Raw genomic sequence first — 25,903 nt, 5'->3', positions numbered from 1 at the left:
GGAAAACATGCTTCGGGCCCCCTGGTGGAGCTTACTTCTGCGGCTTGTCCGAGACGGTGATCGCCCCGGAGACGATCTGCGCCTTGTAGCCCTCGAGGACGTCCTTGATGTCGTCGACCTTGCCACCGGAAGTGGCGTAACCGATGCCATCGACCTTGAGGTCGAACCGCTTCGGCAGCGACGTGAGGTCGCCCTTCGCGAGCGCGCGGAGATAGTCGAACACCGCCACGTCGACGCGCTTGAGCATCGAGGTGATGATGACGTCCTTCGACGCCTCGACCGTCTTCTGGTTGTACTGGTCGGAGTCGACGCCGATGGCCATGGCGTTGTTCGACTTCGCGGCCTCGAAAACGCCCTTACCGGAGGCACCGGCGGCGTGGTAGACGACGTCCGCGCCCTTGGCGATCTGGGCGGCGGCCTTCACGTTGCCCTTCGCCGGGTCCTGGAACCCGGAGAAGTCACCGGCCGGGGTGAGGTACTCGTCCTCGATCTTGGCCTTGCTCGAAGCGGCCTTCACACCCTGGAGGAAGCCGGCCTCGAACTTCTGGATCAGCGGCGTGTTGACGCCACCGACGAAGCCGACGTGGCACTTCTTCGACTTGTAGGCGGCGGCGACACCGGCCAGGAACGAGCCCTGCTCCTCGGCGAACACCAGCGGGGTGACGTTCGGCGCCTTGACGGAGTCGTCGTCGACGATCGCGAACTGGGTGTTCGGGTACTTCGGCGCGATGGCGCCGACGGCCTTGGCGTAGGCGAAGCCGACCGCGATGACCGGGCTGAAGCCTTGCGAGGCGAGCTGGTCGAGACGCTGCGACTTCGCGGCCTCGTCCTCGGTCGCGGCGGCGGTGCTTTCGGTGACCGACGTGACGCCGAGTTCGGCCTTGGCCTTGTCGGTACCGGCGGCGGCGGAGTCGTTGAACGACGCGTCACCACGGCCGCCGACGTCGAAGGCCAACGCGACCTTGAGCTTGCTGCCGTCGACCTTCTCGCCTGCCTGGCTGGTGCTCGTCGAGGCGGCGGCCGCGGCGGGCGGCTTCGGCGCGGTCACGCAGCCGGCGGCCTGGTCCCCCGTGCTCGCGTTGTTGTTGTTCCCCGCACCAGAATCCTTCGCGCATCCGGCCAGTACCAGAGCACCGGCCATGGCAGCGGCGGCCAGCGCGGTTCCACGCATGCGACGCAACGTGTGTCTCCCTCCCCGCTGATCCAGCGGATGGTCCGAAGAAACGGCCCGGCGACGAATGCCGGGTCGACCGAGGAACGGTACCTAACGGCCGCTTAGCCGCCATAGGAAAGGCACGCTACGTAACACAAACGTTTACTCATGAGTCGTACGCGCGACCAAGGGAGTACTTACGGTGACCATGACGGAGTAATCGCAGGCAGTACCCGGCCCTCTGGCCGCGAGAAAGATCCAAGATCGTCACGCACCGTTCAGGACACTCCGCGGCGACCCGTCCCGTCCACAGTGGACGAACCGGTGAGTTACCGGCCTGCGTCACCCGATCGTGCGGGAGCCTCGATGTCTGGTCCATCACACAGAGGAACCCGGAGGTGAGCCCACCGTGAGGTGCGGGTCTAGCATCCTTTTCATCCACGCTCGATGACCATGATCTCGGCACCGTCGCCGGAGCCGTCCCCAGCGGACGTCCCGGCGGCAGGCGCGGAAACCAGCGGTCAGCGGGCCCGAGCCATGACGTTGGAGGCCGTTCACCGATGTCCACCACGGCTAGCACCGCCACCGAGGCGGCCGCGAGCGCCTCCGCGGGTGCCTCACGCCGGCAAGGGACGTTCTACCGGGGCGACCCCGGTATGTGGTCCTGGGTGCTGCACCGCATCACCGGCGTGCTGACATTCTTCTTCCTCTTCGTGCACGTCCTCGACACCGCGCTCGTGCGCGTGTCGCCCGACACGTACAACGAGGTCATCGAGACCTACAAGACCCCGCTGGTCAACCTCCTCGAGGTCGGCCTGGTCGGCGCGGTGCTGTTCCACGCGCTCAACGGCATCCGGGTCATGCTGGTCGACTTCTGGGAGAAGGGACCGAAGTTCCAGAAGCCGATGCTATGGACGATCCTCGCCATCTGGATCGTGGTGATGATTCCCGGTGCCTTCTTCATGATGAAGCGCACCGTCGAAGTTATGTTCGGGGGGCACTGACCATGGCATCCGAAGTTCTCGCACTCGACAAGCCGCGTTCCCCGAAGCGTCCCGCCGCCCGCCGGAGCAACTTCGAGCTCTACAGCTGGCTGTTCATGCGCATCTCGGGCCTCGCCCTGATCGTCCTGGTGCTCGGCCACCTGTTCATCATGAACATCCTCGACGGCGGCGTGCACCGCATCAACTGGGGCTTCGTCGCCGGCCGCTGGGCCTCGCCGTTCTGGCAGTTCTGGGACCTGTCGATGCTGTGGCTCGCCGAAATCCACGGCGGCAACGGGCTGCGGACGATCATCGACGACTACGCCCGCAAGGACAGCACCCGGTTCTGGCTGAAAATCGTGCTCTACGTCTCGATGGTGCTGATCCTCGCCGTCGGCACGATGGTGATCTTCACCTTCGATCCCGGCATCTCGGCCAACTGACGCCCACCACACGTTAAGCGGAGTCCTCATGCAGTTCCACAAGTACGACGTGGTGATCGTCGGCGCCGGTGGCGCCGGCATGCGCGCGGCCATCGAGTCCGGCCAGCGTGCCCGCACCGCGGTCCTCACCAAGCTCTACCCGACGCGTTCCCACACCGGCGCCGCCCAGGGCGGTATGTGCGCCGCGCTGGCGAACGTCGAAGAGGACAACTGGGAGTGGCACACCTTCGACACGATCAAGGGTGGCGACTACCTGGTCGACCAGGACGCCGCCGAGATCATGGCGAAGGAAGCCATCGACGCGGTTCTCGACCTCGAGAAGATGGGCCTGCCGTTCAACCGGACACCCGAGGGCAAGATCGACCAGCGCCGCTTCGGCGGGCACACCCGTGACCACGGCAAGGCCGCGGTCCGCCGCGCCTGCTACGCCGCGGACCGCACCGGGCACATGATCCTGCAGACGCTGTACCAGAACTGCGTCAAGCACGGCACCGAGTTCTTCAACGAGTTCTACGTGCTGGACCTCATCCTGACCCCGGACGAGGACGGCAACCCGGCCGCTTCCGGCGTCGTCGCCTACGAGCTGGCGACCGGCGAGCTGCACGTCTTCCAGGCGAAGTCGATCGTGTTCGCCACCGGCGGCGCGGGCAAGATCTTCAAGACGACGTCGAACGCGCACACCCTCACCGGTGACGGCCTCGGCATCATCTTCCGCAAGGGCCTGCCGCTGGAGGACATGGAGTTCTTCCAGTTCCACCCGACCGGTCTCGCCGGGCTCGGCATCCTCATCTCCGAAGCCGTGCGCGGGGAAGGCGGCATCCTCCGCAACGCCGACGGCGAACGGTTCATGGAGCGCTACGCCCCCACCATCAAGGACCTCGCGCCGCGTGACATCGTCGCCCGGTCGATGGTGCAGGAAGTGCTGCAGGGCCGGGGTTGCGGGCCGAACAAGGACTACGTCGTCCTCGACGTAACGCACATCCCCGAGGAGACGCTGAACGCGAAACTCCCGGACATCATGGAGTTCTCGCGGACGTACCTGGGGGTCGACCCGGTCACCGAACCGGTGCCGGTGTTCCCGACCTGTCACTACGTGATGGGTGGCATCCCGACCAACGTCCACGGCGAGGCGTTGCGGGACAACGAAAACGTCATCCCCGGCCTGTACGCCGCGGGTGAGGTGGCGTGCGTGTCCGTGCACGGTTCGAACCGGCTGGGCACCAACTCGCTGCTCGACATCAACGTGTTCGGCCGCCGCGCCGGCATCGCCGCCGCCGAGTACGCGCTGGCGCACGACCACGTCGAGCTGCCGGAAAACCCGACCAAGGTCGTCGAAGACCAGCTGTCGCTGCTGCTCTCGGAGCACGGTGACGAACGCGTCGCCGACATCCGCACCGAGCTGCAGCGGACGATGGACTCGCACGCTTCGGTGTACCGCACCGAGGACACGCTGAAGCAGGCGCTGACCGACGTGCAGGCACTGAAGGAGCGGTACAGCCGGATCACCGTGTCGGACAAGGGGAAGCGGTACAACACCGACGTCCTCGAGGCCGTCGAGCTGGGCTTCCTGCTCGAACTCGCCGAAGTCCTGGTCGTCGGCGCCCTGGCGCGCAAGGAGTCCCGCGGCGGACACGCGCGCGAGGACTACCCGAACCGTGACGACACGAACTTCATGCGGCACACCATGGCCTACAAGCAGGGTTCCGAGCTGAACGCCGACATCCGACTGGATTACAAGCCGGTGACCTTCACCCGCTACGAACCGATGGAGCGGAAGTACTGATGACCACGGCCACCCCCGAGAAGTCGGAGGCCGTGTCCTCCGACCACACGCCGATCACCGTCACGCTGAAGATCCTGCGGTTCAACCCCGAGGTCGACACCGAGCCGCACTGGGAGTCCTACGACGTCCCGGCGCAGCGCACCGACCGGCTGCTGAACCTGCTCTTCTACGTGAAGGACTACATCGACGGGACGTTCTCGTTCCGGCGCTCGTGCGCGCACGGCGTCTGCGGTTCCGACGCGATGCAGATCAACGGCATCAACCGGCTGGCGTGCAAGGTCCTGATGAAGGACCTGCTGGAGACCGGCGGCAAGAAGACCGTCATCACCATCGCGCCGATCAAGGGCCTGACCACGCTCAAGGACCTTTACGTCGACATGGACCCGTTCTTCGAGGCGTACCGTGCGGTCAAGCCGTACCTCATCGCCTACGGGAACGAGCCCACGCGCGAGCGGATCCAGTCGCAGGCCGACCGCGACCGGTTCGACGACACGACCAAGTGCATCCTGTGCGCCTGCTGCACGTCCTCGTGCCCGGTGTACTGGAACGACGGCTCGTACTTCGGCCCGGCCGCGATCGTCAACGCGCACCGGTTCATCTTCGACTCACGTGACGAAGGCGCCGAAGAGCGGCTCGACATCCTGAACGACTCCGAAGGCGTATGGCGCTGCCGGACGACGTTCAACTGCACCGACGCTTGCCCGCGTGGCATCCAGGTCACGAAGGCCATTCAGGAAGTGAAGCGCGCTCTGCTGTTCAAGCGCGTCTGACGCTCTTTTTGAAGTACATGATGGCCCCCTTCCTTGCGCTAGGCGCAAGGAAGGGGGCCATCATGTACTTCTGGGTGACTTATCCACAACAGGGTAGTTATCCACAGACTGCGCGAACAGCTCTGGTGAGGTGATCTATCCCGCGCCCATGCTGACTGCATGACCAAGAGGGGGAGATGGGCTCAGCATCCCGAACTGCTGCTGGAGCGAAGCCGCAACGGCGTCGTTCGGGCTTCCGACCTGGAGAGCCTGGAGATGAGCAGCAGGACGATCTACACCCGCTGTCTGCCGGGTGGACCTTGGCAACGCTTGTTGCCGGGCATAATCCTGTTGCACAGCAACGAACCGACGACTGAGCAACTCGTGACCGCCGGTCTGCTGCACGGCGGAGCGGACGCGCTGCTCACCGGTACCGAAGCTTGTCTGCGACACGGACTGCGCCCAGCCGCGATGCCACCGGACGCGGGGCTGCACCTGCTGATCCCGCATGACCGGAAGATTCGCAGCACCGGTTTCGTGACGATGGAACGGACGATCCGCCTACCGTCGCCGAACGTCCGAGACGGAGTGCCGTTAGCACCCTTGATCAGGGCCGCCACGGACACCGTGCGCCGACTTAGGAGCACCGAACAGGTTGAAGCCGTCTTGATCGAAGCGGTCCAAAAAGGTGGATGCCATCCGAAAGTGCTACTCGCCGAGCTCGATCACGGCTCATTACGGGGAACCGCTGTGCCGAGGCGACTTCTGATGAACTGGATGGATCTCCGTTCGATGGCGGAATCCCGTGCCAAAATGCTCAGCCAGCGCATGTCATCGCCGCCGACCCACTGGAACGCGGCGATTTACGATCGGCAAGGACGCTATGTCGGACGTCCCGACGCGTTCTGGGAGGACGTAGGTCTCGTTTGGGAGATCGACTCTTTCGAGTTTCATTTCCGCAGGTCGGACTATGCGCGAACCATCGACCGAAATACCCGGTATGCGGCGGCAGGCCTTGTCGTCGTGCAAACCCTGCCTTCCCGGCTGCAGAACGATCCCGACGGCGTCCTTGCCGACCTCACTGCCGCCCACAGCGTGGCCGCAGCCAGGCCCCGGCCCGACATCCACCTCACAACAGCCGCCTAAAAGTACATGATGGCCCCCTTCTTTGCGCCTAGCGCAAGGAAGGGGGCCATCATGTACTTCACTGAGCGACCGCACTGAGCACCTACTCCAGCACGCGTGCGAGTGCGGCAGCGGCCGAGTCGGCGGTGCCGGGCAGCCGGTCGAAAGCCTCAGGGTCGATGTAGTCGACAGCGCCCGTGCTCACGTCCCGCAGCATGTTGTACAGCCCGGCCATCACCGCCCGCGTGAAATGCTCCCGGTGCTGCTGCCCCAGCGTCTGCGTCTGCCCGCGCACCTCGAACAGCACCGTCCCCGTCCCGTTCAAGGCGAACGCACACCGCGCCTGACCGGGCAGGTCACGATCGGCCGCGTGCGGATAACGCGCCCCGACGAAGCCACGCGAGGTCATCCCGTTGAACGCGCTGATGGCCAGCTGCCGCGATTCGTCCTTTGTGTACACGTCGCGATACTTCGCGTACTTCTGGCCGGGCTCGAAGAACTTGTCGGGCAGCGGCGGGTAGTCGATGCCGACGTCGAGGAGCCGGTTGCTGCCGTCCTGCCGGACGCACGCGCCTTGATGGTGAAGGTCGACGTAGACGTCAGGCACCTTGCCACGCTGCTTCGTCAGCTCCACGTACACCGAACGCAGCGCCCGCGCCTCGGGCGTGATGAACCAGCCGGGCTGATCCGGCGCACCGGGAACGTCCTCCGCGCGCGGGACGTAGTTCAGGTCCGGGTGGAAGTCGCGGTTGACGTCGAACCCGGGACGCTTGCGGTAGTCGTCACCTTGGAGGACATCGCTGAGGTAGTTCCAGGCGGGGGGCCGGTCCTTGAGTTGCGGGAACTTCTGCTGCACTTCGGCCCACGACAGGTCATTGCCGCGCCGGTCGAGTTCGGCGCCGTCCGGGTTCAGTTTGGGAACGGCGACGAAGGTGACGGTCTTCCGCAGCCGCTCGGCGTCCCGTGACTCCGAAGTGCCGAGGTAGTCGAGAATGCGCAGAAGCGCGTCTGTGCCGGTCTTTTCGTTCCCATGGATCTCGCTGGAGACCACGAAGACCTTCGGGCCGGTCCCGACGGTCGCCTGGTGGATCACCCGGCCCCGGTTGGACCGCCCGACCTCCTTGACCGCGACGCGCCCCTTGCTCACGCGCTCAAGCCTGCCGAGTTCGCGGACCATCTCCCGATAGTCGGTGAACTCGCCGATGGGCAACTCTCTCGGTTCCTCACTGCAAGGCCGGGCAAGAGGTTCCACCGCCGCCGCGGGCGTGGTGAGCAGTGGAAGCATCGCCAGCCCCGCCATCACGGGAACCAACCGACCGAACATCGACATCGTGAACTCCCCTTCGCCGAAAGTGCCGGAACGACACCGGGGCCCGCCCACGAAACGCGGACAGGCCCCGGCGGTCGGAACAACGGACTACTTCACCGCGTCCAGAGCGTTGACACGGCCGTGCCCGTAGAACGAGTTGTTCTTCTCCGGGCCTTCACAGACCGGCGCCGCGGTGCCGCACGCGATCGGGTCGGCCTGGTGCTCCAGCAGCCAGGTCAGCAGCCGCGGCGGAGCGTGGCGGTAGCGGGACGCCAGCAGCGCGGCGACACCGGCGGCGTGCGGGGACGCCATCGAGGTACCGCACTTGGTGCCGTAGGCGCCGTTGAAGATGGTCGACAGCGGGCAACCGGCGCCCTGGCCGGTGGGCGGCAGCTGGGCGCGGTCACCACCGGGGGCGGTCACCTCGACCTGACCGGCGCCGTAGTTGCTGTAGGACGACTTCGTGCCCGCGTAGCCGATGGCCGAGACGGTCACGACGCCTTCGATCGCCTTCGGCAGGATGCCGCAGCTCGAGTCGACGGGGTGCGGGCGGTTCGGGTCGGTGGTCTGCTTCGTGACGTCGAAGCCGCTGTTGCCGGCGGCGGCGACGTTCAGGACGCCCCGGCCGGTCGAGTAGACCACCGCGCGGCGGACGGCCTCGTACGCGGCGGCGTCACCCGGCTCCTTCGAGCAGTAGAACATGCCCGGGTCGATGTAGTAGCTGTTGTTCGTGACCGGGAAGCGGTGCTTCGCCGCCCACATGAACCCGCAGACGGCGGCTTCGGGAAGGATCAGGCCGTCGTCGTTCACGACCTTCACCGACGCCAGCTTGACGCCGGGCGCGACGCCGGTGAAGCCGCGCGCGGTGTCCTTGCCCGCGATGGTGCCGGCGACGTGGGTGCCGTGGTCGGAGTTCGTCGGCGCCCAAGCGGCGGGCGAGGTGTCGGGCGCGCCCGAGTTGCAGCCGGCGGACGTCTTCGGGTCCAAGGCGGCCTTCAGCCCGGGGTGTGTGGGCTCGATGCCCGAGTCCAGCACGCCGACGGTCACCGAGCTGCTGCCACCGGAGACCTTGTTCGCCTCGGGAGCCTGGATCGCCCGCATGTCCCACTGCTGAGCCGACAGGTCCTCGTCGACGGCGACGCTGGTGGTCTCTTCGGTTTCCTTGGTGTCGACCACGGCGGAGCGGGTCGACCTGGCCGAAGCCGCCGGCGGGAACGCGACGTCACGGCCGCCGGAGTAGGCGCGGAAGACGCCGATCTTCGCCTGGAAGTCGGCGTTGCGCGAGGTCGCCACCGCGACACCGATCTCCGGGTAGTACGCCACCTTCTCGCCGCACTTGGCGCGCAGCTCGGTGTCGACCTTCCGTTCCGGGGTACGTGGGTTGTAGAGCACCACGTAGGTGAACGGCGCGCTCACGGTGTCGCACTCGGGTGCGGGCGCGGCGCTCGCCGACGGGGCCGCGAACACGGTTCCCGCCGCCGCCGCGACGAGCGCGGGGACGAGCAGACGTCTGATCCGGGACATTCAACCTCCATGATTCGGTGGAGTGAACGTTAAGGAGCCGACGCCGGGCCCGCCACCGTCAAAAGGACGACAAACCTGATCAGGCGTCGGCCTTTTCCGCGTCCGGTGACTTGGCGCCACGAAGCGTGCGCAGACCGATCAGGCCGATGATGGTGCCGAGTACGAACGAGACGACCGTCAGCACCGCGTGCACGATGAAGTAGGCGGTGGGCGAGCCGTCGGCGGCCCAGGCGCGGTCGCTGTCCCAGAGATTCTTGGCGAACGTGATCCAGATGATCCACGACCACACGCCGAAACCCAGCAGGAACATCGAAGTACCTCGCGAAATGCGCATGCCCCTGAGTATGCAGCGGGCGACGCGACGCTACATTGCTCGGGTGCACAGCGCTATCTCCCGGTCGCTCCTGGTCCTCGTCTCCGGTGTGCTCGCCCTCGCGGTGACGCCGGTGGCCACAGCCGCCCCGCAGCCTCCAGACCAGGCGCAGCCGTGCGCGAACAAGTCGGTGCCACCGCCGCCCGTCGACACCTCCGAGAAGCCGCGTCCCGGCGAGGTCGCTCCGGCGCCGCTGCCCGTCCCGCCCGCTCCGGTGGGTGGCGAGCGAATGGCCGAATGCGGGCTCGTGCTCCCCAAACGCGCGTTGAACCCGCCCGAGGGGACCACCGCCGCGTCGTGGGTGCTGCAGGACCTCGAAACCGGCGACGTCATCGCGGCGAAGGATCCGCACGCCCGTCAGCGGCCCGCTTCCCTGATCAAGACCCTGCTCGCGCTGGTCGTGGTCACCGAACTGCCACCGCGCAAGGTCATCGTCCCGACCAAAGAGGACGCCGAGCAGGAGTGCACCTGTGTCGGCATCGCCGCCGGCGGTGAGTACACAGTGGACCAACTGCTGCACGGACTGCTGATGCACTCGGGCAACGACGCGGCACACGCGCTCTCCACCGCGCTGGGCGGTGTCGACATCACCATCGGGAAGATGAACGCGCTGGCCGCCCGTATCGGCGCCACGGACACGCGGGCCGCGACGCCGTCCGGGCTCGACGGGCCGGGCATGACGACCTCGGCCTACGACATGAGCCTGATCTTCCACTACGGGATGAAGCAGCCCGAATTCGCGCAGGTGGTCAAGACCAAGGCCTTCGTAATCCCGCCGACCGCCGGGAAACCTGCCGTCACGATCTACAACGACAACAAGCTTCTGGGGTCCTATCCCGGATTCCTCGGCGGGAAGACAGGCTTCACGGACGACGCGCGCCACACCTACGTCGGCGGCGCGCTCCAGAACGGCCACCGTGTCGCCGTCGTGATGCTTCGCGCCGAGCAGCGCCCGACCCGGGTCACCGAGCAAGCCGCGAAGCTCCTCGACTACGGCATCGCGTTGCGCCAGGACAAGGCCGAATCGGTCGGGCGGATCGACTACAAGCCGGCGGAGACCGTGGACACGAGCGTGGCCAAGGCCGCACCGAACGCCGAAGGCGCGTCGAACAGCGGTGCCGCGGTCGCGGCCGAAGACCCGTTCGGGACGATCGGCTGGATCATCACGCTGGTCGTCTTCCTGATCATCGTGGCGTCGTTCGTCATCGGCCACCAGCGCAAGAAGGCCATGGCGAGCAAGTAGCCGGAGCGGTCAGGACCTTCGGCGGCCCAGCCAGCCCAACAGCGCACCGGTCGCGAAAGCGCCGCCGACCGCACCGAGGCCCGGCCCCTGTTGCACGGTCACCCTCGGGTGGATGAGCACCGGGGCCGGTGGCTCGATGACCGTCGACATGTTCTCCTTCGCGGTCGCCGTCCACGCGGTGACGAACAGCAGGAACCGCGAAACCAGGTTCGCGAACACGAGCAGACCGATCACCGGGCCGAACAACGCGAACGCCGGCGATTTCGTGACGCTGCCGAGGTAGAAGGTCGCGGCCTGCTGAAGCACGATGAAGCCGACGGCGGCGAACACGGCGCCCTTGACGGCGCTGCGCAGCGCGACGTGTTCACGCGGCAACCTCGCGATGACCCACAGGAACACGAGCGTGTTCGCGAGCAGGCCGAGCAGAATCGTCGCGACCTTCAGCAGGAACACGGCCCAGCCCTGGTTCTCCAGGCCGACGAGTTCGAGCAGGAACCGTCCGACACCGCTGCCCGCCGCGGTGAGACCGAACGAGACCACCAGCGCGACGCCGAGTCCGACCAGGGACAGCAGATCCTTGATCGTCGTCGAGACCAACGGCAGCTTCTGTTTTTCCTGGCCCCACTGGGCGGTCAGCGCGTCACGCAGGTTCGACATCCAGCCGACACCGGAGTACAACGCCAGCAGCAGACCGAAAACGCCGATGCCGCCGCCGGAGTCCAGCGCCGCCTTGATGATGCTGCCGACCAGATCGCTGAGCCCCTCCGGCACCGACTTCTTGATGCCGTCGACGAGCTGGTTCGTCACCGTCTGGTCGCCGGCGAGCACGATCTTGATGACCGCGAAGGCGACCATCAGGATCGGGATCACCGAAAGCACGCTGAAGTAGGTGATGGCGGCGGCGTAGTGGTTGCCGTAGCGCTCGGTGAAGGCGTCGTTCGCCCGGATGAGGTGATCGAGCCAGCCGTACTTTCGCCGGAGACGGGGTAACAGCTTGTCCTCTTCCGGCTTCACGCCGTCATCTTTCGCCACCAGTAGACGCTAACCACGCCCGGAGTGGCCCGCAACGCGAGCTAGCCCGCCGGAGGCAGGAACCCGATGTTCGCGTAGACGTTCCGCAACGTCACCGAAGCGACTTCCCTCGCCCGTTGCGCACCGAGGGCCAGCACCTTGTCGAGCTCGGCGACGTCGTCCAGATAGGACTGAACGCGTGCCTGCACGGGCGTGACCCATTCGACGAACGCCTCGGCGACACCCTTCTTCAGATCGCCGTAGCCCTTGCCCTCGTATGAGGTCTGGAGTCCGGCGATCGGCTGGTCGGTCAACGCGGAGAGGATCGTCAGCAGGTTCGAGACGCCCGGCTTGTTCTCGGCGTCGAAGACGATCTCGCGGCCGGTGTCGGTGACCGCCGAGCGCACCTTCTTCGCCGACTTCTTGGGGTCTTCGAGCAGCTCGATGAGACCGTTGCCGGTCGACGAGGACTTGCTCATCTTCGCGGTCGGGTCCTGCAGGTCGTAGATCTTCGCCGTGTCCTTGACGATATGCGGCTCCGGCACGGTGAACGTCTTGCCGTAGCGGTTGTTGAACCGCTGCGCGAGGTTGCGCGTCAGCTCCAGGTGCTGCCGCTGGTCCTCGCCGACGGGGACCTCGTTCGCCTGGTACAGCAGGATGTCCGCGGCCTGCAGGACCGGGTAGGTGAACAGGCCGACGCTGGCGCGATCCGTGCCCTGTTTCGCGGCCTTGTCCTTGAACTGCGTCATCCGGCTCGCCTCGCCGAACCCGGTCTGGCATTCCAGCACCCAGCCCAGCTGGGCGTGCTCGGGCACCTGGCTCTGGACGAACAGCGCGCTGCGGGCCGGGTCGACGCCGAGCGCGAGCAGCTGGGCGGCCGAGCGGCGGGTGCGATCGAGCAGCACCTTCGGGTCCTGCTCGACGGTGATCGCGTGCAGGTCGACGACCATGTAGAAGGTGTCGTGCGTGTCCTGCAGCCGCACCCACTGCCGCAGCGCACCCAGGTAGTTGCCCAGGTGGAACGAGTCGGCGGTCGGCTGGATCCCGGAGAGCACCCGCGGGCGCTTCAGTTCGTCGGACACGCCCGGATTCTCTCAGGCGGCGCCATGGCGGGTGATCCGGCCTCGAACCTGACTAAAGGTCTAAACGGTTAACCACCACATACTTCCGACGGTTCTGGGCGCGGTGTCCGGTTCCTAGCGTTCTAGGCACCGGATGTTCCGGCCACACCGAAGGAGAACCCAGATGAAGGCACGATCCCTGCTGATGGGCTTGGCCACGGCGGCTGCGGCCGTCTTCTCGCTTTCCGGCGTCGCGGCGGCGGCCGAGCCCACCGGCGGCGTCCAGCCGAACATCGTCGGCGGCGGCAACGCGACCCAGGTCTACTCGTTCATGGTGTCCCAGCAGTCGAGCTCCGGTGGTCACCAGTGTGGTGGTTCACTGATCAGCTCGACCTGGGTGGTCACCGCGGCCCACTGTGGCACGCCGTATCAGGTACGGGTCGGCACCACGAACCGCACCAGCGGCGGCACCGTCGCCCGCGTGGCCCAGCGGATCGCCCACCCGAGCGCCGACCTGGCGCTGCTGCGGCTCTCGACGGCGGTTTCGCAGGCGCCGGTCGCGATCGCCGCTTCGTCCGGGGCCGTTGGCACCGCGACGCGGATCATCGGCTGGGGCCAGACCTGCCCCGTCCGCGGTGGTTGCGGCGCCCCGATCAACCTCCAGGAGCTGAACACCTCGATCGTCGCCGACACCCGGTGCAGTGGCATCAACGCCGCGAGCGAGATCTGCACCAACAACCCCAACGGCAACTCGGGTGCCTGCTACGGCGACTCCGGCGGCCCGCAGGTGAAGCAGGTCAGCGGTGTCTGGCAGCTGGTCGGCGCCACGAGCCGCGCCGGGAACAACAGCAGCACCTGCGCGACCGGGCCGTCCATCTACGTGGACGTCCCCTACTTCCGCAGCTGGATCCGCACCAACTCCGGCGTCTGATCCGGTTCCCGCGTCGCCCCACCGCCCCCGGGGGCGACGCGGGCCCAGCCGGTTCAGCAAGGAACCGCGAGGAAGTTCGAAGAGCCGCTCCAGCAGCGCGACCGCCTTCAGGGAGTCGCACCGCTCGGGGCGGCTTCTTCCGGTCCGCCAGTAGCTCAAGGTCGCGACGCTGACCCGGACCCCCTGCTGGGCGAGCCGGTGGCGGATCCGGTCGAGACCGAGACCGCTGTCCGTGATCGCCTGGTCAAGGGCGCGGGGAAAAGGATCACCGGGCCGGCTGCGACGCCGCGTCACCGTCATGGACCCGAGCGTGGCGATCAGCGCGCCGCTAAACAATCCGGGCCGGACTAGGTGTACCTACCCAAGAAATCCGGCAAGTCGCCTTCAGCGGGCTAATCGCGCTCCGGCAGGCAGGCGCCTTTAGCGGGCTAAACGCGATCTGAGCTGGAAAGGTGCAGGTCAGGGACGCTGAGGGCGGGCGAGGCCGTCGTCCTCGGCGAGCACGGCCTCGGCCATCGCGGTGACGTCCTGACCGGCGGGTTGGACCGGGACGACGGGGATGACGCCGACGGCACGCGCCTTCCGGCGCTGACGAAAGACCCCGAAGGCCATACCGACGATGCCGAGGGCGACGGCGATCAGGCCGACCGGGCCCAACAGGCCGAACGCCATCTCCGAGCGCGTTGTCGACTCCGCCGCCGATGCCGGGACAGCGCCCGCGACGAGCAGCGCGACAGGGATCGCGACGACCGCCGCGGCCCTGGCCGCGGGCAGAGCCGACCGCATCAGGAGATGAACTGGGTTCCGCACCGGAGTGCCTCCCGTGACGTGACATTGCCGAACCGGAACGCTAACCCGAACGAGTGAGCATTTCCAGGTTACTGGTCAAAAAACTACCGAGCGTGTCAAGACCTGTCGGTTCTGATCAACTCGGGGCACGAGAGTAGCCCCTCACAGGGGGGATCTTTCGAGCACCCCTCTTCTCAAAGTTGGGCGAGATCGGAAGTGGTTTCGGACAGAACTGGACAGGTTGGACCGTTTCCCCGTCACCATGCGGCCGAACAGGGGCGATTCAACCTTCCCCGGTTGGTTTCTTGCGCGCAATGGTCTATACCTGTGGCCATACCCTTTAAAAGGTATAGACCATTATCCCTGCATGGTCCCTCGTACGAAGGAGCCACCGATGTCTCTTCGACGTATTCTCGCGGCGGTCGCCGCCACCTTCGCCGCCACCACGGTCGCCGTGGTCGTCCCGGCCCAGTCCGCCGCCGCGGCGGACTGCGTGACGCCGTGGACCGCGAGCTCGGTCTACCGGGGCGGCAACACCGCCTCGCACAACGGGCACAACTGGTCCGCGAAATGGTGGACACAGAACGAGACCCCGGGAACAGCGCAGGTATGGGCCGATCAAGGCGCCTGCGGCGGCGGCACGACCAATCCGCCGAACCCGTCCGGCTTCGTGGTCAGCGAGGCCCAGTTCAACCAGATGTTCCCGAGCCGGAACTCGTTCTACACCTACAACGGCCTGGTCACCGCCCTGAGCGCGTACCCCGCCTTCGCGGGTACCGGCAGCGACACCGTCAAGAAGCAGGAGGCGGCGGCCTTCCTGGCGAACGTCAGCCACGAAACCGGCGGCCTGGTGCACATCGTCGAGCAGAACCAGGCCAACTACCCGCACTACTGCGACACGACCCAGCCCTACGGCTGCCCGGCGGGCAACGCCGCCTACTACGGTCGCGGCCCCATCCAGCTGAGCTGGAACTTCAACTACAAGGCCGCCGGCGACGCGCTGGGCCTGCCACTGCTGACCAACCCGTGGCTCGTGCAGAACGACGCGGCGGTCGCCTGGAAGACCGGCATCTGGTACTGGATGACCCAGAACGGGCCGGGCACGATGACGCCGCACAACGCGATGGTCACCAGCCGCGGCTTCGGCGAAACCATCCGCAGCATCAACGGAAGCCTCGAGTGCAACGGCGGCAACCCCGGCCAGGTGCAGAGCCGCGTGAGCAAGTACCAGCAGTTCACCGGCATCCTCGGCGTCGCACCCGGGGGCAACCTGTCCTGCTGATCCATCCAGGGAGCTGAAGGGGCCCTTCGCCGCACGTGATGCGGCGAAGGGCCCCTTTAGTTTTCGAGGGGCTTCAGCAGCCGGCGCAGCGAAGCGTCCAGGACGTCGATGTCCTCGCCAAGGGACGCGAGCAGCTTCGTGACATTCGCGGTGTGCTCGGTCATCGCGGCGTCGACGACTTCGAAGCCGCGCTCGGTCAGCGTGACCCGGAAACTGCGCCGGTCCTCCGGATCGAGCGCGCGCTCGACCAGTCCCGCCGACTCCAGCCTGTCGATCCGGTTGGTCATTCCCGCCCTGGACATCATCAGCGTCGCGGACAGCTCGGACGGGATCAGCGTGTACGGCTTCCCTGACCGCCGAAGCGCCGCGAGCACGTCGAACTCCCCTTGTTTCAAGCCATGTTTCGCGAACACGGCCTCCACCATCGGCGTCATCAGCAGCGCCACGCGACCGAGGCGCCCGGCGACCCCGATGGCGGTCAGCTCCAGGTCCGGCCGTTCCCGCCGCCATGCGCCGACCACCGCGTCGATCGCGTCCGCGTTCCGTTCTTCGCTCACGGCGACAGTCTATTCGACGGGAGATAGTTTGACAGCTAACTATCAGCAGTGGAACTATCGAGTCATGACTCAGCGCAGCGAAATTCGCGAACCCGTCCTCGTCCGCGCCGCCGAAGCCGAGACCGTCGGCGCCACCCCGAACTCCGTCACCTTGCTCGCCGACGTCTCGACCACAGGTGGGGTCATGAGCAGTGCGAGAACACGGCTGGGCGTCGGCGCCGACGGCGCGGCGCCGCACTATCACACCGGATCCTCCGAGCTGTTCTTCATGCTCGGCGGAAAGCTGGAAGTCCTTGTGGGAGAAGAGATCGTCACCGTTTCCGAGGGCGACATGCTCGTCGTCCCACCGCTGACGACGCACGCCTTCCGCGCGGCGGTGGACTCAGCGGCGAACGTGCTGATCGTGTTCGTCCCCGGTGTCGAACGGTTCGACTACTTCCGGCTGCTGGAGAAGGTCGGCCACGGCGAGGCGACCGTCCAGGATCTCTTGGACAGTCAGGAAAAGTTCGACAACCACTTCGTCCAGAGTCCAGTGTGGACGGAGAGCGCGAAGAACCGTCAGTAGCCGCGCGGCGGGTACCCCGGCGGCGGCCCGTACGGTCCGGGTTGCGGCGGATACCCGGGCTGCGGATACGGCTGCGGCGGGTACTGGGGTGGCGGATATCCCGGCGGCTGCGGCGGATACGGCGGCTGGCCGTACTGCGGCGGGGGCGGATATTGCTGCGGATAGCCGGGATTCTGCGGCGGATACGGCTGGGGTGGATAAGGCTGGGCCGGATACTGCTGCGGCGCTTGAGGCTGGGACGGGTACTGGGGCTGCGGTGGCGGCGCGGCAGGCTGCCCGCCACCGAGGTGGAAAGGCAGCTGCGGCACGAGTTGCGCCAGCCTGCCCAACGTCGCAAGCACGTCGTCCGGTTTGGTCCGGCCGAACGTCGGATTCTCGACGTAGACCAGGTCCGCTCCCACCAGCGACCACGTGTGCAGCTTCAACGACCGCATCGTGGCGGCGACCTGCGGTGTCAGTATCTGGACCGCGACGTTCGGATCGGTGTCGATCAGCTTGTACCAGCGGTTGAACTTCCGGTCCGCGGTGGCGGGTTCGGGATACTGCTCGACGTCCCAAGCGGATTCGATGCTCGACACGATCTGGAAGTTCGGCATCGGCGCGGGCAGCGTGATCACCCAGACGGTGTCGATCGAGATCGTTTCGAGCTCGTTGACCTTCTTGTTGGTCCACCGCGTGTGCACGCTCGTGACCGTCGGACGGCGGTGGTAGTCGAAAACACTGAACCGAAGCCCGTTGTAGGCGCCGTTCAGCGCGCCGAACGCCATCCGCTTGTCCCCGCGCTGGTTGAACGGCAGCACCGTCCAGCGTTCGAGCAGGTTCGGCGCGTCCGGGCTGAACTCCCACCCGTACTGGCCGGACATCTGGTACCGCTCGGCGTTCGTCGCCTCGACACGCCTGGCTTCGCTCGTTTCCATCGCGACCCCCGGTTCTCCCGACGTGCAGCCTATCCGGAGTACGTCGGCGTCACCGGCGCGTGGTCGGACCTACGCGTCTTGCAACCGCCGCAGGACGCCGATCAACCCGGGAAGCCGCTCGGTGAGCACCTGCCACACCAAGGCGTCGTCGACCGTCGCGTAGCCATGGATGAGGATGTTACGAAATGCGACGATACGCCCGAGGTCAGGCACTTGCGCTGCCAAGTCGCTGTCGGCTTTGGACAGCTGGTTCAGCGCCTCACCGATGATTTCGAACTGACGCTCGACCGCCGAGCGCAGCATGGCGTTCGACCGGTAAGCGTCGTAATCCTCGCCTTTGCTGAACTTCACTCAGCAGTTCCGCTGCCCTCAAGGCGTCCCAAAGGTAAGCCCGAGCGTCACGCTGCATAGAGCAGCTCCCGAGTCTCCAGCACCTGTTGCTTGAAGTAGGGATTGCGAATGCTGGTCACGCTGATGAGGTCAACGGGACGACCCAGTACCTGTTCAAGGCCTTCCTTCAGATCGAAGTAGGTATCGAAGTAGTCGAACCCTGGCCCGATATCGAACTCGACAAGCACGTCCACGTCACTGGACTGAAGGTCGAACCTGTCGCTTACGGCTGAGCCGAACAGATCGAGGCGGTGCACTGAGTGTGCCCGGCACAATTGCTCGATCTCGCGCTTCTTGAGTTCGATCGACTCGTGCATGACCGCCACCTCCTGTTCCTGATTGTGCCTGACCGGATCCCGGAGGTCACGGCGAATGGTCGTGCTGCGGCATCGCCGACCGACCGCCCCGGATCAGTCGGCGTAGGTCGCCGTCACGGGCGCGTGATCGGACCACCGCTGGTCGTAGGACACGGCACGCTCGACGACGACCGAGGTGCACCGCTCGGCGAGGCCGGGAGTGGCGATCTGGCAGTCGATGCGCCAGCCCGAGTCGTTGTCGAACGCCTTCCCGCGGTACGACCACCAGGTGTACGGGCCAGGGCCTTCCGGGTCGAGCTTGCGCTGGACGTCGACATAACCGGCCTCGCTGAACACGCGGCCGAGCCACTCCCGCTCCTCCGGGAGGAAGCCCGAACTCTTTTGGTTCCCGCGCCAGTTCTTCAGGTCGATGTTCTCGTAGGCGATGTTCCAGTCGCCCACGACGACGACCTCACGGCCGTCGGCAGCGGACTTGGCGCGCAGGTCGACGAGGTACGGCAGGAACGCCGCCATGAAGCGCTCCTTTTCGTCCTGGCGCGGGGTTCCGACGTCACCGCTGGGCAGGTACAGGCTCGCGACCACCACGTCCGGCAGGTGGATCTCGGCGTAGCGGCCGCTGTCCTCGAATTCGGGCTCGCCGAAACCGATGCGGACCTCGTCCGGCTCGGCCCGGCTGAAGAGCATGACGCCGTTGCGCCCCTTTTGCGCCGACGGCGCGTGCACCACGTGCCAGCCTTCCGGCGCGGCGGCACCGGCCGGGAGCTCCTTGAGCTCGGCCCGGACCTCCTGGCAGGCGACGACATCGGCCTCGGTGGAGCCGAGCCACTCGACGAAGCCCTTTTTCGCGGCGGCACGGAGGCCGTTGACATTCACAGTGGAGACGGTCAGCACCCATCGCACGCTACCCGGAGGGTCCGACAGAACCGTCAGGGCGTTCGTTCTGCGAGACTGCGCGCATGAGCGAGCTGACCGTGCTGGGCAGCTGCGGCGCCTGGCCCGAACCGGGTCGCGCCTGCGCCGGCTTCCTCCTGGTCCACGAAGGTTTCCGGATCGTGCTGGACCTCGGCTACGGCGCCGCGTCGAGACTGTTCGAACACTGCCCCGAAGGCCGGGTCGACGCGGTGGTGGTGACGCACGAGCATCCCGATCATTGCGCGGACGTGAGCGCGCTCGGCCGGGCCAGGGCGTATGGGCTGCCTGATGAGCCGAGGATCCCGTTGCACTGCACGCCGGGGACGGTCAGGCGGCTGGAGGCGCTGGAACCGCGACCGCATCCGACGACGATCTTCGACGTGTTCGATCTCGGCCCGCCGCGCGAGATCGGGCCGTTCCGGATGACCACGTTCCTGCTGCCGCACCACGTGCCGAACTACGGCGTCCGGTTGACGGCGCCGGGGCTCACCGTCGCCTACACCGGCGACAGCGGGCCGAGCCCGGCTTTGGCGGAGCTGGGGCGCGACGCCGACCTGCTCATCGCCGACGCCACCCTCCAGGGGCCGTCTCCCACCGAGACGCCGCGGCTGGTGTCGACGGCGGGCGAGGCCGGGCATTGGGCCGAACGCGGAGGCGCCCGACGGCTGCTGCTGACCCACTTCTGGCCCGGCTCCGACCGCGAGGTCTCGGTGGCCGAAGCGCGGAAGGAGTTCAGCGGCGAGGTCCTGGCGGCCGAGGAGGGCACCCACCTGCGTTTAGCGGGCTAAACGCGACCTGCGGGCACGTCGCCTTTAGCGGGCTGAACGCGATCCGGGGCGGGTCACGGGCCGCACTGGGAGCCTTCGACCGGGGTCGCGTACTGGGCGGAGACCCACTTGCCCTCGGCGATCTTGCGGAAGCCGTTCTCGACCACCGGCTGGGCGTCGATCTTCGCGTCCTTGACGTACTTCCCGACGATCTTCTGCCCGCCGGGGGTGTCGCGGGCGTTGAGCACGTCGGCCGTCACCACGACCTGGCAACCGGTCGGGCTCGAAGCGCTCGACTCCCTGTCCTGCCCCGAGATGGCGACGACGACGATCAACGCCAGTCCGCCGCCGGCGAACAAAACCGGTTTCGAGATGGCCATGGTGGTCACTCCTCGAACAAGGGAATCGTTTTCTTCCTCGAACAGAGTGGCAGAAGCCGGGGCGGTCGCCCAGCTCCCGGAACGCCAACCACCCGGAGGCGCCAACCGGACGGCACGTGTACTACCCACCGTCACAAGTACGTGAAGGCCCCCTTCACCGCGTCTAGCGCAATGAAGGGGGCCTTCACGTACTCAGCGACAGGCTCAGCCCTGGCTGATCTTCTTGGCCAGGTTGGCGTCCAGCGTCGCGAGGAACTCCTCGGTGGTCTGGAACGGCTGGTCCTTGCTGATCAGCAGCGCGAGGTCCTTGGTCATCTTGCCGCTCTCGACGGTCTCGACGACGACCTGCTCCAGCTTGTTCGCGAACCCGATCAGCTCCGGGTTCGAGTCCAGCTTGCCGCGGTGCTCGAGGCCCCGGGTCCACGCGTAGATGGACGCGATCGGGTTCGTCGAGGTCGGCTTGCCCTGCTGGTGCTGGCGGTAGTGCCGGGTCACCGTGCCGTGCGCGGCCTCGGCCTCGACGGTCTTGCCGTCCGGGGTGCGCAGCACCGACGTCATCAGGCCCAGCGAGCCGAAGCCCTGCGCGACCGTGTCGGACTGCACGTCACCGTCGTAGTTCTTGCACGCCCAGACGTAGCCGCCCTCCCACTTCATCGCCGCGGCGACCATGTCGTCGATCAGGCGGTGCTCGTAGGAGATGCCCTTGGCGTCGAAGTCGGCCTTGAACTCGGCCTGGTAGATCTCCTCGAACACGTCCTTGAACATGCCGTCGTAGGCCTTCAGGATGGTGTTCTTGGTCGACATGTAGACCGGGTACTCACGGTCGAGGCCGTACTGCAGCGAGGCGCGCGCGAAGTCCTCGATGGACTTGCGGTAGTTGTACATCCCCATGGCGACGCCGCCGCCCTCGGGGAACTTCGCGACCTCGAACTCCATCGGCTCGGAGCCGTCGTCCGGGGTGTAGCTGATGGTCAGCGTGCCGGGACCCGGGACCTTGAAGTTGGTCGCCTTGTACTGGTCACCGTGCGCGTGGCGGCCGATGATGATCGGCTTGGTCCAGCCGGGCACCAGGCGCGGGATGTTCTGGATGACGATCGGCTCGCGGAAGATCACGCCGCCGAGGATGTTGCGGATCGTGCCGTTGGGCGAGAGCCACATCTTCTTCAGGCCGAACTCCTCGACCCGCGCCTCGTCCGGCGTGATCGTGGCGCACTTGACGCCGACGCCGTGCTTCTTGATCGCGTTGGCCGAGTCGACGGTGACCTGGTCGTCGGTGCGATCCCGCTCCTCGATGCCCAGGTCGTAGTACTCCAGGTTCACGTCCAGGTATGGGTGGATCAGCCTGTCCTTGATGAACTGCCAAATGATGCGGGTCATCTCATCGCCGTCGAGCTCGACGACGGTGCCCTGGACCTTGATCTTGGCCATGAGCAGCGGTGCTCCTTCCGCGGATCTTCGCGTTCTTCTTCTAAATCTCCGGTAGCGGTACAAGCGTACTGCTTAACGGTCCTGGATGGTTCCAGTAGTGGTCGGCATCAAGTCTCCACGAGGCCGATGTGGCCGACGTCACCCGGTCGGACGACGGCCATCCGGCCGTCACGGGACCCGCGAAACCGCGACATCATCGAACCGCACTTCTCTCCCGGTCCTCGGAAAAGGCGGTCGCCATGTCCACCAACCCCTACGCCGTACCGCCCCACGAGCAGCAACCGGCACCGGAGCCCTACCTCCAGCCTAGGCAAGACAGCCGCGCCGTGCCTCGCGTGCTCAGCGCGCTCGGCGGCGTACTGCTCACGCCGGTCGCGCTCGGCATGGTGATCTACGGCGGCATGCGGCTGCAGCGCGTCTTCGCGCGGGCCTACAGCATCGGGGAGGATCCACTCGGCCTGATCCTGCTGCTGTTCGGTGCTCTTCTCCTGCTCGGCGTCGCGCTCCTCGGCGCGCTGTCCGGGCTCGGTCCGGTCGTCGGCGGCATGGTCTGGGGGGTGCTGCCCGGGCTGACCGCCCTCATCGGCTCGTCGGATCTCCTGAGCGTCATGTACGACATCGGTGGCCGGGAACTCGGCGCCGGCCTGGTGACCTGGCTGGTGATGGGCGCCCTGCTCGGCAGCGGGGCACTGCTGGTCGGGGCGGGTCTGGTCGGCACCCTCGCCCGCCGCCGCCTCAAAGCGCGTTTAGCGGGCTAAACGCGCTCCGGGCGAGATCGATGTGAACCGAGCGGGCCTGGCATCCGTAGTCCGGTTAAGGGAGGTGGCCCGCCCATGTCATCGCACCGGTACGTCGCGGAGTACGACGACGAGGACTACCAGGAGTACGGCGAGTACGACCAGCAGCCCAAGGACCCTCGCAGGCCTTACGAGGACGTCGAGTCGTACGAACCGTACGAGCCCTTCGACGACGACGTGGTCCCCGAAGACAGCCGTGCCGGCCGGGGCGTGCGCCGGGTGCTCAGCGGCGCCGGCGGCCTGGTCCTGACACCGGTCGCGCTCGGCCTGCTGGCCTGGGGCGGCCTCCGACAGCAGATGCTCGTCCAGGCAACCCTCAGCACTCAGCGAGACGTCTTCGGCATCGGCCTGCTGGTCGGTGGCGGGATCCTGCTGCTCGCGGTCGGGTTGCTCGGCGCGCTCTCGGCGACCGGCCCGATCGTCGGCGGCCTGGTCTGGGGCGTCGCACCCGGCGTGGCCGCCGCCGCGGTGCCCGAATGGGGCTTCCGGCTGGTGAAGTACCTGCCGCAGAACGATGTCACCTACGGCGTCACGAGCTGGCTGTTCATCGGCGGACTGCTCGGGACGGGGTTCCTCCTGATCGGCGCGGGCCTCGCGGCGAGACTCGCCCGGCGGCGCCGCTGAGCGGACTGGGACCATCGGCGCATGGGTTTGTTCACCGTTCCTGAAGCCCGCGCCGAACTCGCCCGGCTACGCCCCGTGCTCGACGAGCTCGTCCGCCTGCGCGCCGACGCGGCCGAGCTCGCCGCGTCCCTGCGCCCGGGCGGCCGCGAGACCGCGCTCGGCGGGATGCCGGAGTGGAAGGCCGCGCAGGCCCGGCTGGACGATCTGATGACCACCGTCCAGCGGACCGGCGCGGAGCTGAAGGGGTTCGCTCCGCTCCTGATCGACTTCCCCGCTGACCTCGACGGCGTCGATGTCCTGCTCTGCTGGCTCGAAGGCGACCCGGAACTGTGCTGGTATCACCGCGCCGACCTGGGTTTCGCCGGACGACGGCGGTTGCCCGATAAAGTCGAGGCGGTGAGCGAGGAAATCGCGGCCGGTCTCTTCGACGATATCGCCGCGCACTACGACGAAGACACCTTTCACGGCCTCGTCGCCGACGCGCTCGTCGACGGCCTCGGCCGCACGGCCCCCGAACGCGTTCTGGACGTCGCGACCGGCACCGGCGTGGCGGCGTTCGCCGCGCTGCGCCTGGATCCGGGTGAGGTACTCGCGATCGACATCTCGCCGGGCATGATCGCGCAGGCCGAGGCGAAGGCGGCGTCGTTGGATCCCGGCAAGCGCGTCACCTGGCAGGTCGCGTCGGCGGTCCCCGCGCCGGTGGAGGACGAGGGCGCGGACGCCGTGCTGTGCGCGTCCTCGCTGCATTTCCTCGGCGCGGCCGCGCTCCGCGACTGGCTGCGGGTGCTGTGCCCCGGCGGCCGGGTGGGCTTCAGCCTGCCGCCGGCGTCGGCGTTCCGGCCGTCGGAGGCGTTCGCCGCCATCGTCCCCACCGACCTGAAGCTGCCGGAAACCGAGGACGAGGCGGCTGCACTGGCCTCCGAAGCGGGTTTCACCGAAGTGACGGTCAACCGCCTGGACGTCGAAACGCCGGACCGGACCCGGTCGGTGTTCGTGGTGCACGCGACCAGGCCCTGACGCTTACAGCGGCGCGAAGAACGGCCGCACGCCGGCGCGGGCGCGTTCGCCGGATCGAGCGCCTTGAGGATCAGGCTCGTGACGTTGGGGTCGATCGCCTGGCTCAGATGCCCGGACACGTCACTCGCGCAGCGGTCCTGCAGCACGATGTCGGTCGTGCCCGGTTCGCCCAGCACACCACTGGTGTACGGCGTGACCACTCGATCGTGGCGGCTGACGATGCTCGTGCAGGCCGGCCCCGGCACGCCCCGCATACGCCGTCGGCGAGCAGGTCGATGCCGGGCAGCGAAAGTATGCCCTGGCCAGCTCGGAAAGGCCGTTGAGCGTCGTGCCCTTGAAGTTCGAGCCGAAGCCGACGAAATGCTTCCCCTTTTCCGCGCCACCCACGAATTTGAGGTAGTACGCGGGCATCGTCGTCCCCTCGGACAGGCTCGGGATGTTTCGCGCTCGGACGGCACGACCAGTCGTTCCAGCCACTCGTCGTCGCGGCGCCCGCCACCGCGGGGGCGGCGACCGTGAAGGTCAAAGCCGCGACAAGCGTGGTGAGGTCATCATCCGTCACAAACCAGCGGCGAGAACCGGGACAAAGACCAGACTTGTCCACGTCTCCTTGTGAGAGATCACAACGGCAGCAGATCATCCGATGGCGATGAGGCCGATCGCGGCACCCGCGCCGATCAGCCCGGCGATCTGCGCCCGATTGGCGCGCTCGCGCAGGAAGATCATCGCGAGCACGACCGGGATCGCCGGATAAAGCGCGGTGAGCACGGTCGCGACGGCGACCAGTTGCCGCTGCGTGGCGTACCAGTACAGCAGGATCGCGACCGAGCCGAGCGCTCCGGCGACGGCTGCCTTCACCGCCGTCGCACCGGGCAACCGGAACGTCGCCGACGATAGGTACACGAGCGGGACGATCGCGCAGACCGACACCGCCCGGCTGACCGCGATCGGCCAGAACCCGGCGTCGGCGGGCACCTTGGCCATGGCGAGGAACTGCAGGGCGAACCCGACACCCGCGACGAGCGCGTCGGCCACCCCCGCGGAGCCGTGTCCGTCGCCGCTTCGCGAGACCAGCAACACCGACGGCAACGCCAGCACGATCCCGGCGGCGGCGGGCACCGACAGCCGTTCGCCCAAGGCGAGCACGGCGACCGCGGCCGGGATGACCACCGCGCCGAGGTCACTGACCGGGACGACGACGCTCATCGCGCCCCGGCCCATCGCGCGATAGAGGAAGGCGACGCCGACGCCCGTCCCGAGTCCGGAAAGGGCACCCCAGGCAAGCGCTTGCGCCGTGGCCGGTCCACGGAAAACCAGAGCGGCGACGACGCTGAGCCCGGTGCCTCCGAGCTGCGCGTACAACGAGATCGTCATCCCGGGAGCGCGTCTCGCCAGCACTCCGCTGACGAAATGAGTGGTACCGAAGCAGAGGGCCGAAAGGAGTGCGGTGAGTTCAGCCATCTCCGGCCTCCA

The 25,903-nt window shown here is 67.2% G+C and carries 29 protein-coding genes; 13 read left to right on the top strand and 16 right to left on the bottom strand.

Annotated features, from left to right (window positions below; genetic code table 11):
- Positions 1-31: 31 nt before the first annotated feature.
- Entirely contained in the window at positions 32-1,171 is a 1,140-nt protein-coding gene (locus tag ACZ54P_RS07400; protein WP_465460653.1) for a BMP family lipoprotein, read from the bottom strand.
- A gap of 542 nt (positions 1,172-1,713) precedes the next feature.
- Here ACZ54P_RS07400 and sdhC point away from each other — a divergent pair.
- The 5 genes from sdhC to ACZ54P_RS07375 all read left to right on the top strand — a co-directional run bounded on the left by sdhC (position 1,714) and on the right by ACZ54P_RS07375 (position 6,257).
- A complete protein-coding gene (gene sdhC / locus ACZ54P_RS07395) occupies positions 1,714-2,157 on the top strand; it encodes a succinate dehydrogenase, cytochrome b556 subunit (RefSeq protein ID WP_465460652.1) in 444 nt (147 codons plus the stop codon).
- A gap of 2 nt (positions 2,158-2,159) precedes the next feature.
- Complete coding sequence (locus tag ACZ54P_RS07390; protein ID WP_037315751.1) at positions 2,160-2,579, top strand: succinate dehydrogenase hydrophobic membrane anchor subunit; 420 nt, start codon at positions 2,160-2,162, stop codon at positions 2,577-2,579.
- Positions 2,580-2,607: 28 nt separating this feature from the next.
- The gene (gene sdhA / locus ACZ54P_RS07385; protein WP_465460651.1) at positions 2,608-4,362 is read left to right on the top strand and encodes a succinate dehydrogenase flavoprotein subunit; all 1,755 of its coding nucleotides are present in this window, start codon (positions 2,608-2,610) and stop codon (positions 4,360-4,362) included.
- Positions 4,362-5,132, top strand: coding sequence for a succinate dehydrogenase iron-sulfur subunit (locus ACZ54P_RS07380; protein WP_037315745.1), 771 nt, complete (start codon positions 4,362-4,364; stop codon positions 5,130-5,132). Before sdhA ends, ACZ54P_RS07380 begins: the two co-directional genes overlap by 1 nt.
- Positions 5,133-5,291: 159 nt before the next feature.
- Complete coding sequence (locus ACZ54P_RS07375; RefSeq protein WP_465460650.1) at positions 5,292-6,257, top strand: hypothetical protein; 966 nt, start codon at positions 5,292-5,294, stop codon at positions 6,255-6,257.
- Positions 6,258-6,339: 82 nt separating this feature from the next.
- Here ACZ54P_RS07375 and ACZ54P_RS07370 read toward each other — a convergent pair whose 3' ends face one another.
- The 3 genes from ACZ54P_RS07370 to ACZ54P_RS07360 form a co-directional block, all read right to left on the bottom strand.
- On the bottom strand, positions 6,340-7,566 hold the full coding sequence (locus tag ACZ54P_RS07370; RefSeq protein ID WP_465460649.1) for a M14 family zinc carboxypeptidase: 1,227 nt from the start codon (positions 7,564-7,566) through the stop codon (positions 6,340-6,342).
- 87 nt (positions 7,567-7,653) lie between these two features.
- Positions 7,654-9,069 carry a S8 family peptidase gene (locus tag ACZ54P_RS07365; protein WP_465460648.1) on the bottom strand — a complete coding sequence of 472 codons (1,416 nt, stop codon included), beginning with the start codon at positions 9,067-9,069 and terminating at the stop codon, positions 7,654-7,656.
- Positions 9,070-9,148: 79 nt separating this feature from the next.
- Entirely contained in the window at positions 9,149-9,403 is a 255-nt protein-coding gene (locus ACZ54P_RS07360) for an SCO4848 family membrane protein (RefSeq protein ID WP_465460647.1), read from the bottom strand.
- A 43-nt stretch (positions 9,404-9,446) separates the two neighbouring features.
- Here ACZ54P_RS07360 and ACZ54P_RS07355 point away from each other — a divergent pair, with 43 nt between their 5' ends.
- Positions 9,447-10,685, top strand: coding sequence for a D-alanyl-D-alanine carboxypeptidase family protein (locus ACZ54P_RS07355; protein ID WP_465460646.1), 1,239 nt, complete (start codon positions 9,447-9,449; stop codon positions 10,683-10,685).
- Positions 10,686-10,694: 9 nt separating this feature from the next.
- On the opposite strand, the gene ACZ54P_RS07350 is transcribed toward ACZ54P_RS07355, so the two are convergent.
- Both ACZ54P_RS07350 and trpS read right to left on the bottom strand, forming a co-directional pair.
- Positions 10,695-11,717, bottom strand: coding sequence for a YhjD/YihY/BrkB family envelope integrity protein (locus tag ACZ54P_RS07350; protein WP_465460645.1), 1,023 nt, complete (start codon positions 11,715-11,717; stop codon positions 10,695-10,697).
- Positions 11,718-11,758: 41 nt separating this feature from the next.
- Entirely contained in the window at positions 11,759-12,778 is a 1,020-nt protein-coding gene (gene trpS / locus ACZ54P_RS07345) for a tryptophan--tRNA ligase (protein WP_465460644.1), read from the bottom strand.
- A 163-nt stretch (positions 12,779-12,941) separates the two neighbouring features.
- On the opposite strand from trpS, the gene ACZ54P_RS07340 reads away from it, so the two are divergent.
- Entirely contained in the window at positions 12,942-13,688 is a 747-nt protein-coding gene (locus ACZ54P_RS07340; RefSeq protein WP_465460643.1) for a S1 family peptidase, read from the top strand.
- 459 nt (positions 13,689-14,147) lie between these two features.
- Here ACZ54P_RS07340 and ACZ54P_RS07335 read toward each other — a convergent pair whose 3' ends face one another.
- Positions 14,148-14,474: a hypothetical protein gene (locus ACZ54P_RS07335; RefSeq protein ID WP_465460854.1), complete on the bottom strand. Its 327-nt coding sequence runs from the start codon at positions 14,472-14,474 to the stop codon at positions 14,148-14,150.
- 397 nt (positions 14,475-14,871) lie between these two features.
- Here ACZ54P_RS07335 and ACZ54P_RS07330 point away from each other — a divergent pair, with 397 nt between their 5' ends.
- Positions 14,872-15,759, top strand: coding sequence for a glycoside hydrolase family 19 protein (locus tag ACZ54P_RS07330; protein ID WP_465460642.1), 888 nt, complete (start codon positions 14,872-14,874; stop codon positions 15,757-15,759).
- A 56-nt stretch (positions 15,760-15,815) separates the two neighbouring features.
- Here ACZ54P_RS07330 and ACZ54P_RS07325 read toward each other — a convergent pair whose 3' ends face one another.
- Positions 15,816-16,316, bottom strand: coding sequence for a MarR family winged helix-turn-helix transcriptional regulator (locus ACZ54P_RS07325; protein ID WP_465460641.1), 501 nt, complete (start codon positions 16,314-16,316; stop codon positions 15,816-15,818).
- Positions 16,317-16,380: 64 nt separating this feature from the next.
- On the opposite strand from ACZ54P_RS07325, the gene ACZ54P_RS07320 reads away from it, so the two are divergent.
- Complete coding sequence (locus ACZ54P_RS07320) at positions 16,381-16,881, top strand: cupin domain-containing protein (protein ID WP_465460640.1); 501 nt, start codon at positions 16,381-16,383, stop codon at positions 16,879-16,881.
- On the opposite strand, the gene ACZ54P_RS07315 is transcribed toward ACZ54P_RS07320, so the two are convergent.
- The 4 genes from ACZ54P_RS07315 to ACZ54P_RS07300 form a co-directional block, all read right to left on the bottom strand.
- The gene (locus ACZ54P_RS07315; RefSeq protein WP_465460639.1) at positions 16,875-17,798 is read right to left on the bottom strand and encodes a hypothetical protein; all 924 of its coding nucleotides are present in this window, start codon (positions 17,796-17,798) and stop codon (positions 16,875-16,877) included. The genes ACZ54P_RS07320 and ACZ54P_RS07315 overlap by 7 nt on opposite strands.
- Positions 17,799-17,867: 69 nt before the next feature.
- A complete protein-coding gene (locus ACZ54P_RS07310) occupies positions 17,868-18,149 on the bottom strand; it encodes a HepT-like ribonuclease domain-containing protein (protein WP_465460638.1) in 282 nt (93 codons plus the stop codon).
- 47 nt (positions 18,150-18,196) lie between these two features.
- Entirely contained in the window at positions 18,197-18,505 is a 309-nt protein-coding gene (locus tag ACZ54P_RS07305) for a nucleotidyltransferase family protein (RefSeq protein WP_465460637.1), read from the bottom strand.
- A gap of 93 nt (positions 18,506-18,598) precedes the next feature.
- Positions 18,599-19,405, bottom strand: a complete 807-nt coding sequence (locus tag ACZ54P_RS07300) for an exodeoxyribonuclease III (protein ID WP_465460636.1) — start codon at positions 19,403-19,405, stop codon at positions 18,599-18,601.
- Positions 19,406-19,461: 56 nt separating this feature from the next.
- Here ACZ54P_RS07300 and ACZ54P_RS07295 point away from each other — a divergent pair, with 56 nt between their 5' ends.
- A complete protein-coding gene (locus ACZ54P_RS07295) occupies positions 19,462-20,205 on the top strand; it encodes an MBL fold metallo-hydrolase (RefSeq protein WP_465460635.1) in 744 nt (247 codons plus the stop codon).
- 53 nt (positions 20,206-20,258) lie between these two features.
- Here ACZ54P_RS07295 and ACZ54P_RS07290 read toward each other — a convergent pair whose 3' ends face one another.
- Positions 20,259-20,564, bottom strand: a complete 306-nt coding sequence (locus ACZ54P_RS07290) for an SH3 domain-containing protein (RefSeq protein ID WP_465460634.1) — start codon at positions 20,562-20,564, stop codon at positions 20,259-20,261.
- A 204-nt stretch (positions 20,565-20,768) separates the two neighbouring features.
- Positions 20,769-21,992, bottom strand: a complete 1,224-nt coding sequence (locus ACZ54P_RS07285; RefSeq protein WP_465460633.1) for an NADP-dependent isocitrate dehydrogenase — start codon at positions 21,990-21,992, stop codon at positions 20,769-20,771.
- A 239-nt stretch (positions 21,993-22,231) separates the two neighbouring features.
- On the opposite strand from ACZ54P_RS07285, the gene ACZ54P_RS07280 reads away from it, so the two are divergent.
- From ACZ54P_RS07280 to ACZ54P_RS07270, 3 genes are all read left to right on the top strand, one after another.
- Positions 22,232-22,750, top strand: a complete 519-nt coding sequence (locus ACZ54P_RS07280) for a hypothetical protein (protein ID WP_465460632.1) — start codon at positions 22,232-22,234, stop codon at positions 22,748-22,750.
- Positions 22,751-22,825: 75 nt separating this feature from the next.
- On the top strand, positions 22,826-23,413 hold the full coding sequence (locus ACZ54P_RS07275; RefSeq protein ID WP_465460631.1) for a hypothetical protein: 588 nt from the start codon (positions 22,826-22,828) through the stop codon (positions 23,411-23,413).
- Between the two features lie 21 nt (positions 23,414-23,434).
- A complete protein-coding gene (locus ACZ54P_RS07270) occupies positions 23,435-24,430 on the top strand; it encodes a DUF2203 family protein (RefSeq protein WP_465460630.1) in 996 nt (331 codons plus the stop codon).
- A gap of 120 nt (positions 24,431-24,550) precedes the next feature.
- On the opposite strand, the gene ACZ54P_RS07265 is transcribed toward ACZ54P_RS07270, so the two are convergent.
- Entirely contained in the window at positions 24,551-24,841 is a 291-nt protein-coding gene (locus ACZ54P_RS07265; protein ID WP_465460629.1) for a hypothetical protein, read from the bottom strand.
- 225 nt (positions 24,842-25,066) lie between these two features.
- On the bottom strand, positions 25,067-25,891 hold the full coding sequence (locus tag ACZ54P_RS07260) for an EamA family transporter (RefSeq protein ID WP_465460628.1): 825 nt from the start codon (positions 25,889-25,891) through the stop codon (positions 25,067-25,069).
- Between the last annotated feature and the right edge of the window lie 12 nt (positions 25,892-25,903).

The organism is Amycolatopsis sp. NPDC034160 (assembly GCF_055575355.1).
Note: the sequence above shows the minus strand (reverse complement) of the source record. Positions and strands in the feature narration are given on the sequence as shown.

What these genes read in the sequence shown, in the direction of transcription:
- ACZ54P_RS07400 (WP_465460653.1), bottom strand. Translation starts at nt 1,171, where the DNA reads ATGCGTGGAACCGCGCTGGCCGCCGCTGCCATGGCCGGTGCTCTGGTA.
- sdhC (WP_465460652.1), top strand. Translation starts at nt 1,714, where the DNA reads ATGTCCACCACGGCTAGCACCGCCACCGAGGCGGCCGCGAGCGCCTCC.
- ACZ54P_RS07390 (WP_037315751.1), top strand. Translation starts at nt 2,160, where the DNA reads ATGGCATCCGAAGTTCTCGCACTCGACAAGCCGCGTTCCCCGAAGCGT.
- sdhA (WP_465460651.1), top strand. Translation starts at nt 2,608, where the DNA reads ATGCAGTTCCACAAGTACGACGTGGTGATCGTCGGCGCCGGTGGCGCC.
- ACZ54P_RS07380 (WP_037315745.1), top strand. Translation starts at nt 4,362, where the DNA reads ATGACCACGGCCACCCCCGAGAAGTCGGAGGCCGTGTCCTCCGACCAC.
- ACZ54P_RS07375 (WP_465460650.1), top strand. Translation starts at nt 5,292, where the DNA reads ATGACCAAGAGGGGGAGATGGGCTCAGCATCCCGAACTGCTGCTGGAG.
- ACZ54P_RS07370 (WP_465460649.1), bottom strand. Translation starts at nt 7,566, where the DNA reads ATGTCGATGTTCGGTCGGTTGGTTCCCGTGATGGCGGGGCTGGCGATG.
- ACZ54P_RS07365 (WP_465460648.1), bottom strand. Translation starts at nt 9,069, where the DNA reads ATGTCCCGGATCAGACGTCTGCTCGTCCCCGCGCTCGTCGCGGCGGCG.
- ACZ54P_RS07360 (WP_465460647.1), bottom strand. Translation starts at nt 9,403, where the DNA reads ATGCGCATTTCGCGAGGTACTTCGATGTTCCTGCTGGGTTTCGGCGTG.
- ACZ54P_RS07340 (WP_465460643.1), top strand. Translation starts at nt 12,942, where the DNA reads ATGAAGGCACGATCCCTGCTGATGGGCTTGGCCACGGCGGCTGCGGCC.
- ACZ54P_RS07335 (WP_465460854.1), bottom strand. Translation starts at nt 14,474, where the DNA reads ATGCGGTCGGCTCTGCCCGCGGCCAGGGCCGCGGCGGTCGTCGCGATC.
- ACZ54P_RS07330 (WP_465460642.1), top strand. Translation starts at nt 14,872, where the DNA reads ATGTCTCTTCGACGTATTCTCGCGGCGGTCGCCGCCACCTTCGCCGCC.
- ACZ54P_RS07320 (WP_465460640.1), top strand. Translation starts at nt 16,381, where the DNA reads ATGACTCAGCGCAGCGAAATTCGCGAACCCGTCCTCGTCCGCGCCGCC.
- ACZ54P_RS07315 (WP_465460639.1), bottom strand. Translation starts at nt 17,798, where the DNA reads ATGGAAACGAGCGAAGCCAGGCGTGTCGAGGCGACGAACGCCGAGCGG.
- ACZ54P_RS07305 (WP_465460637.1), bottom strand. Translation starts at nt 18,505, where the DNA reads ATGCACGAGTCGATCGAACTCAAGAAGCGCGAGATCGAGCAATTGTGC.
- ACZ54P_RS07295 (WP_465460635.1), top strand. Translation starts at nt 19,462, where the DNA reads ATGAGCGAGCTGACCGTGCTGGGCAGCTGCGGCGCCTGGCCCGAACCG.
- ACZ54P_RS07290 (WP_465460634.1), bottom strand. Translation starts at nt 20,564, where the DNA reads ATGGCCATCTCGAAACCGGTTTTGTTCGCCGGCGGCGGACTGGCGTTG.
- ACZ54P_RS07285 (WP_465460633.1), bottom strand. Translation starts at nt 21,992, where the DNA reads ATGGCCAAGATCAAGGTCCAGGGCACCGTCGTCGAGCTCGACGGCGAT.
- ACZ54P_RS07280 (WP_465460632.1), top strand. Translation starts at nt 22,232, where the DNA reads ATGTCCACCAACCCCTACGCCGTACCGCCCCACGAGCAGCAACCGGCA.
- ACZ54P_RS07275 (WP_465460631.1), top strand. Translation starts at nt 22,826, where the DNA reads ATGTCATCGCACCGGTACGTCGCGGAGTACGACGACGAGGACTACCAG.
- ACZ54P_RS07270 (WP_465460630.1), top strand. Translation starts at nt 23,435, where the DNA reads ATGGGTTTGTTCACCGTTCCTGAAGCCCGCGCCGAACTCGCCCGGCTA.
- ACZ54P_RS07265 (WP_465460629.1), bottom strand. Translation starts at nt 24,841, where the DNA reads ATGCCCGCGTACTACCTCAAATTCGTGGGTGGCGCGGAAAAGGGGAAG.
- ACZ54P_RS07260 (WP_465460628.1), bottom strand. Translation starts at nt 25,891, where the DNA reads ATGGCTGAACTCACCGCACTCCTTTCGGCCCTCTGCTTCGGTACCACT.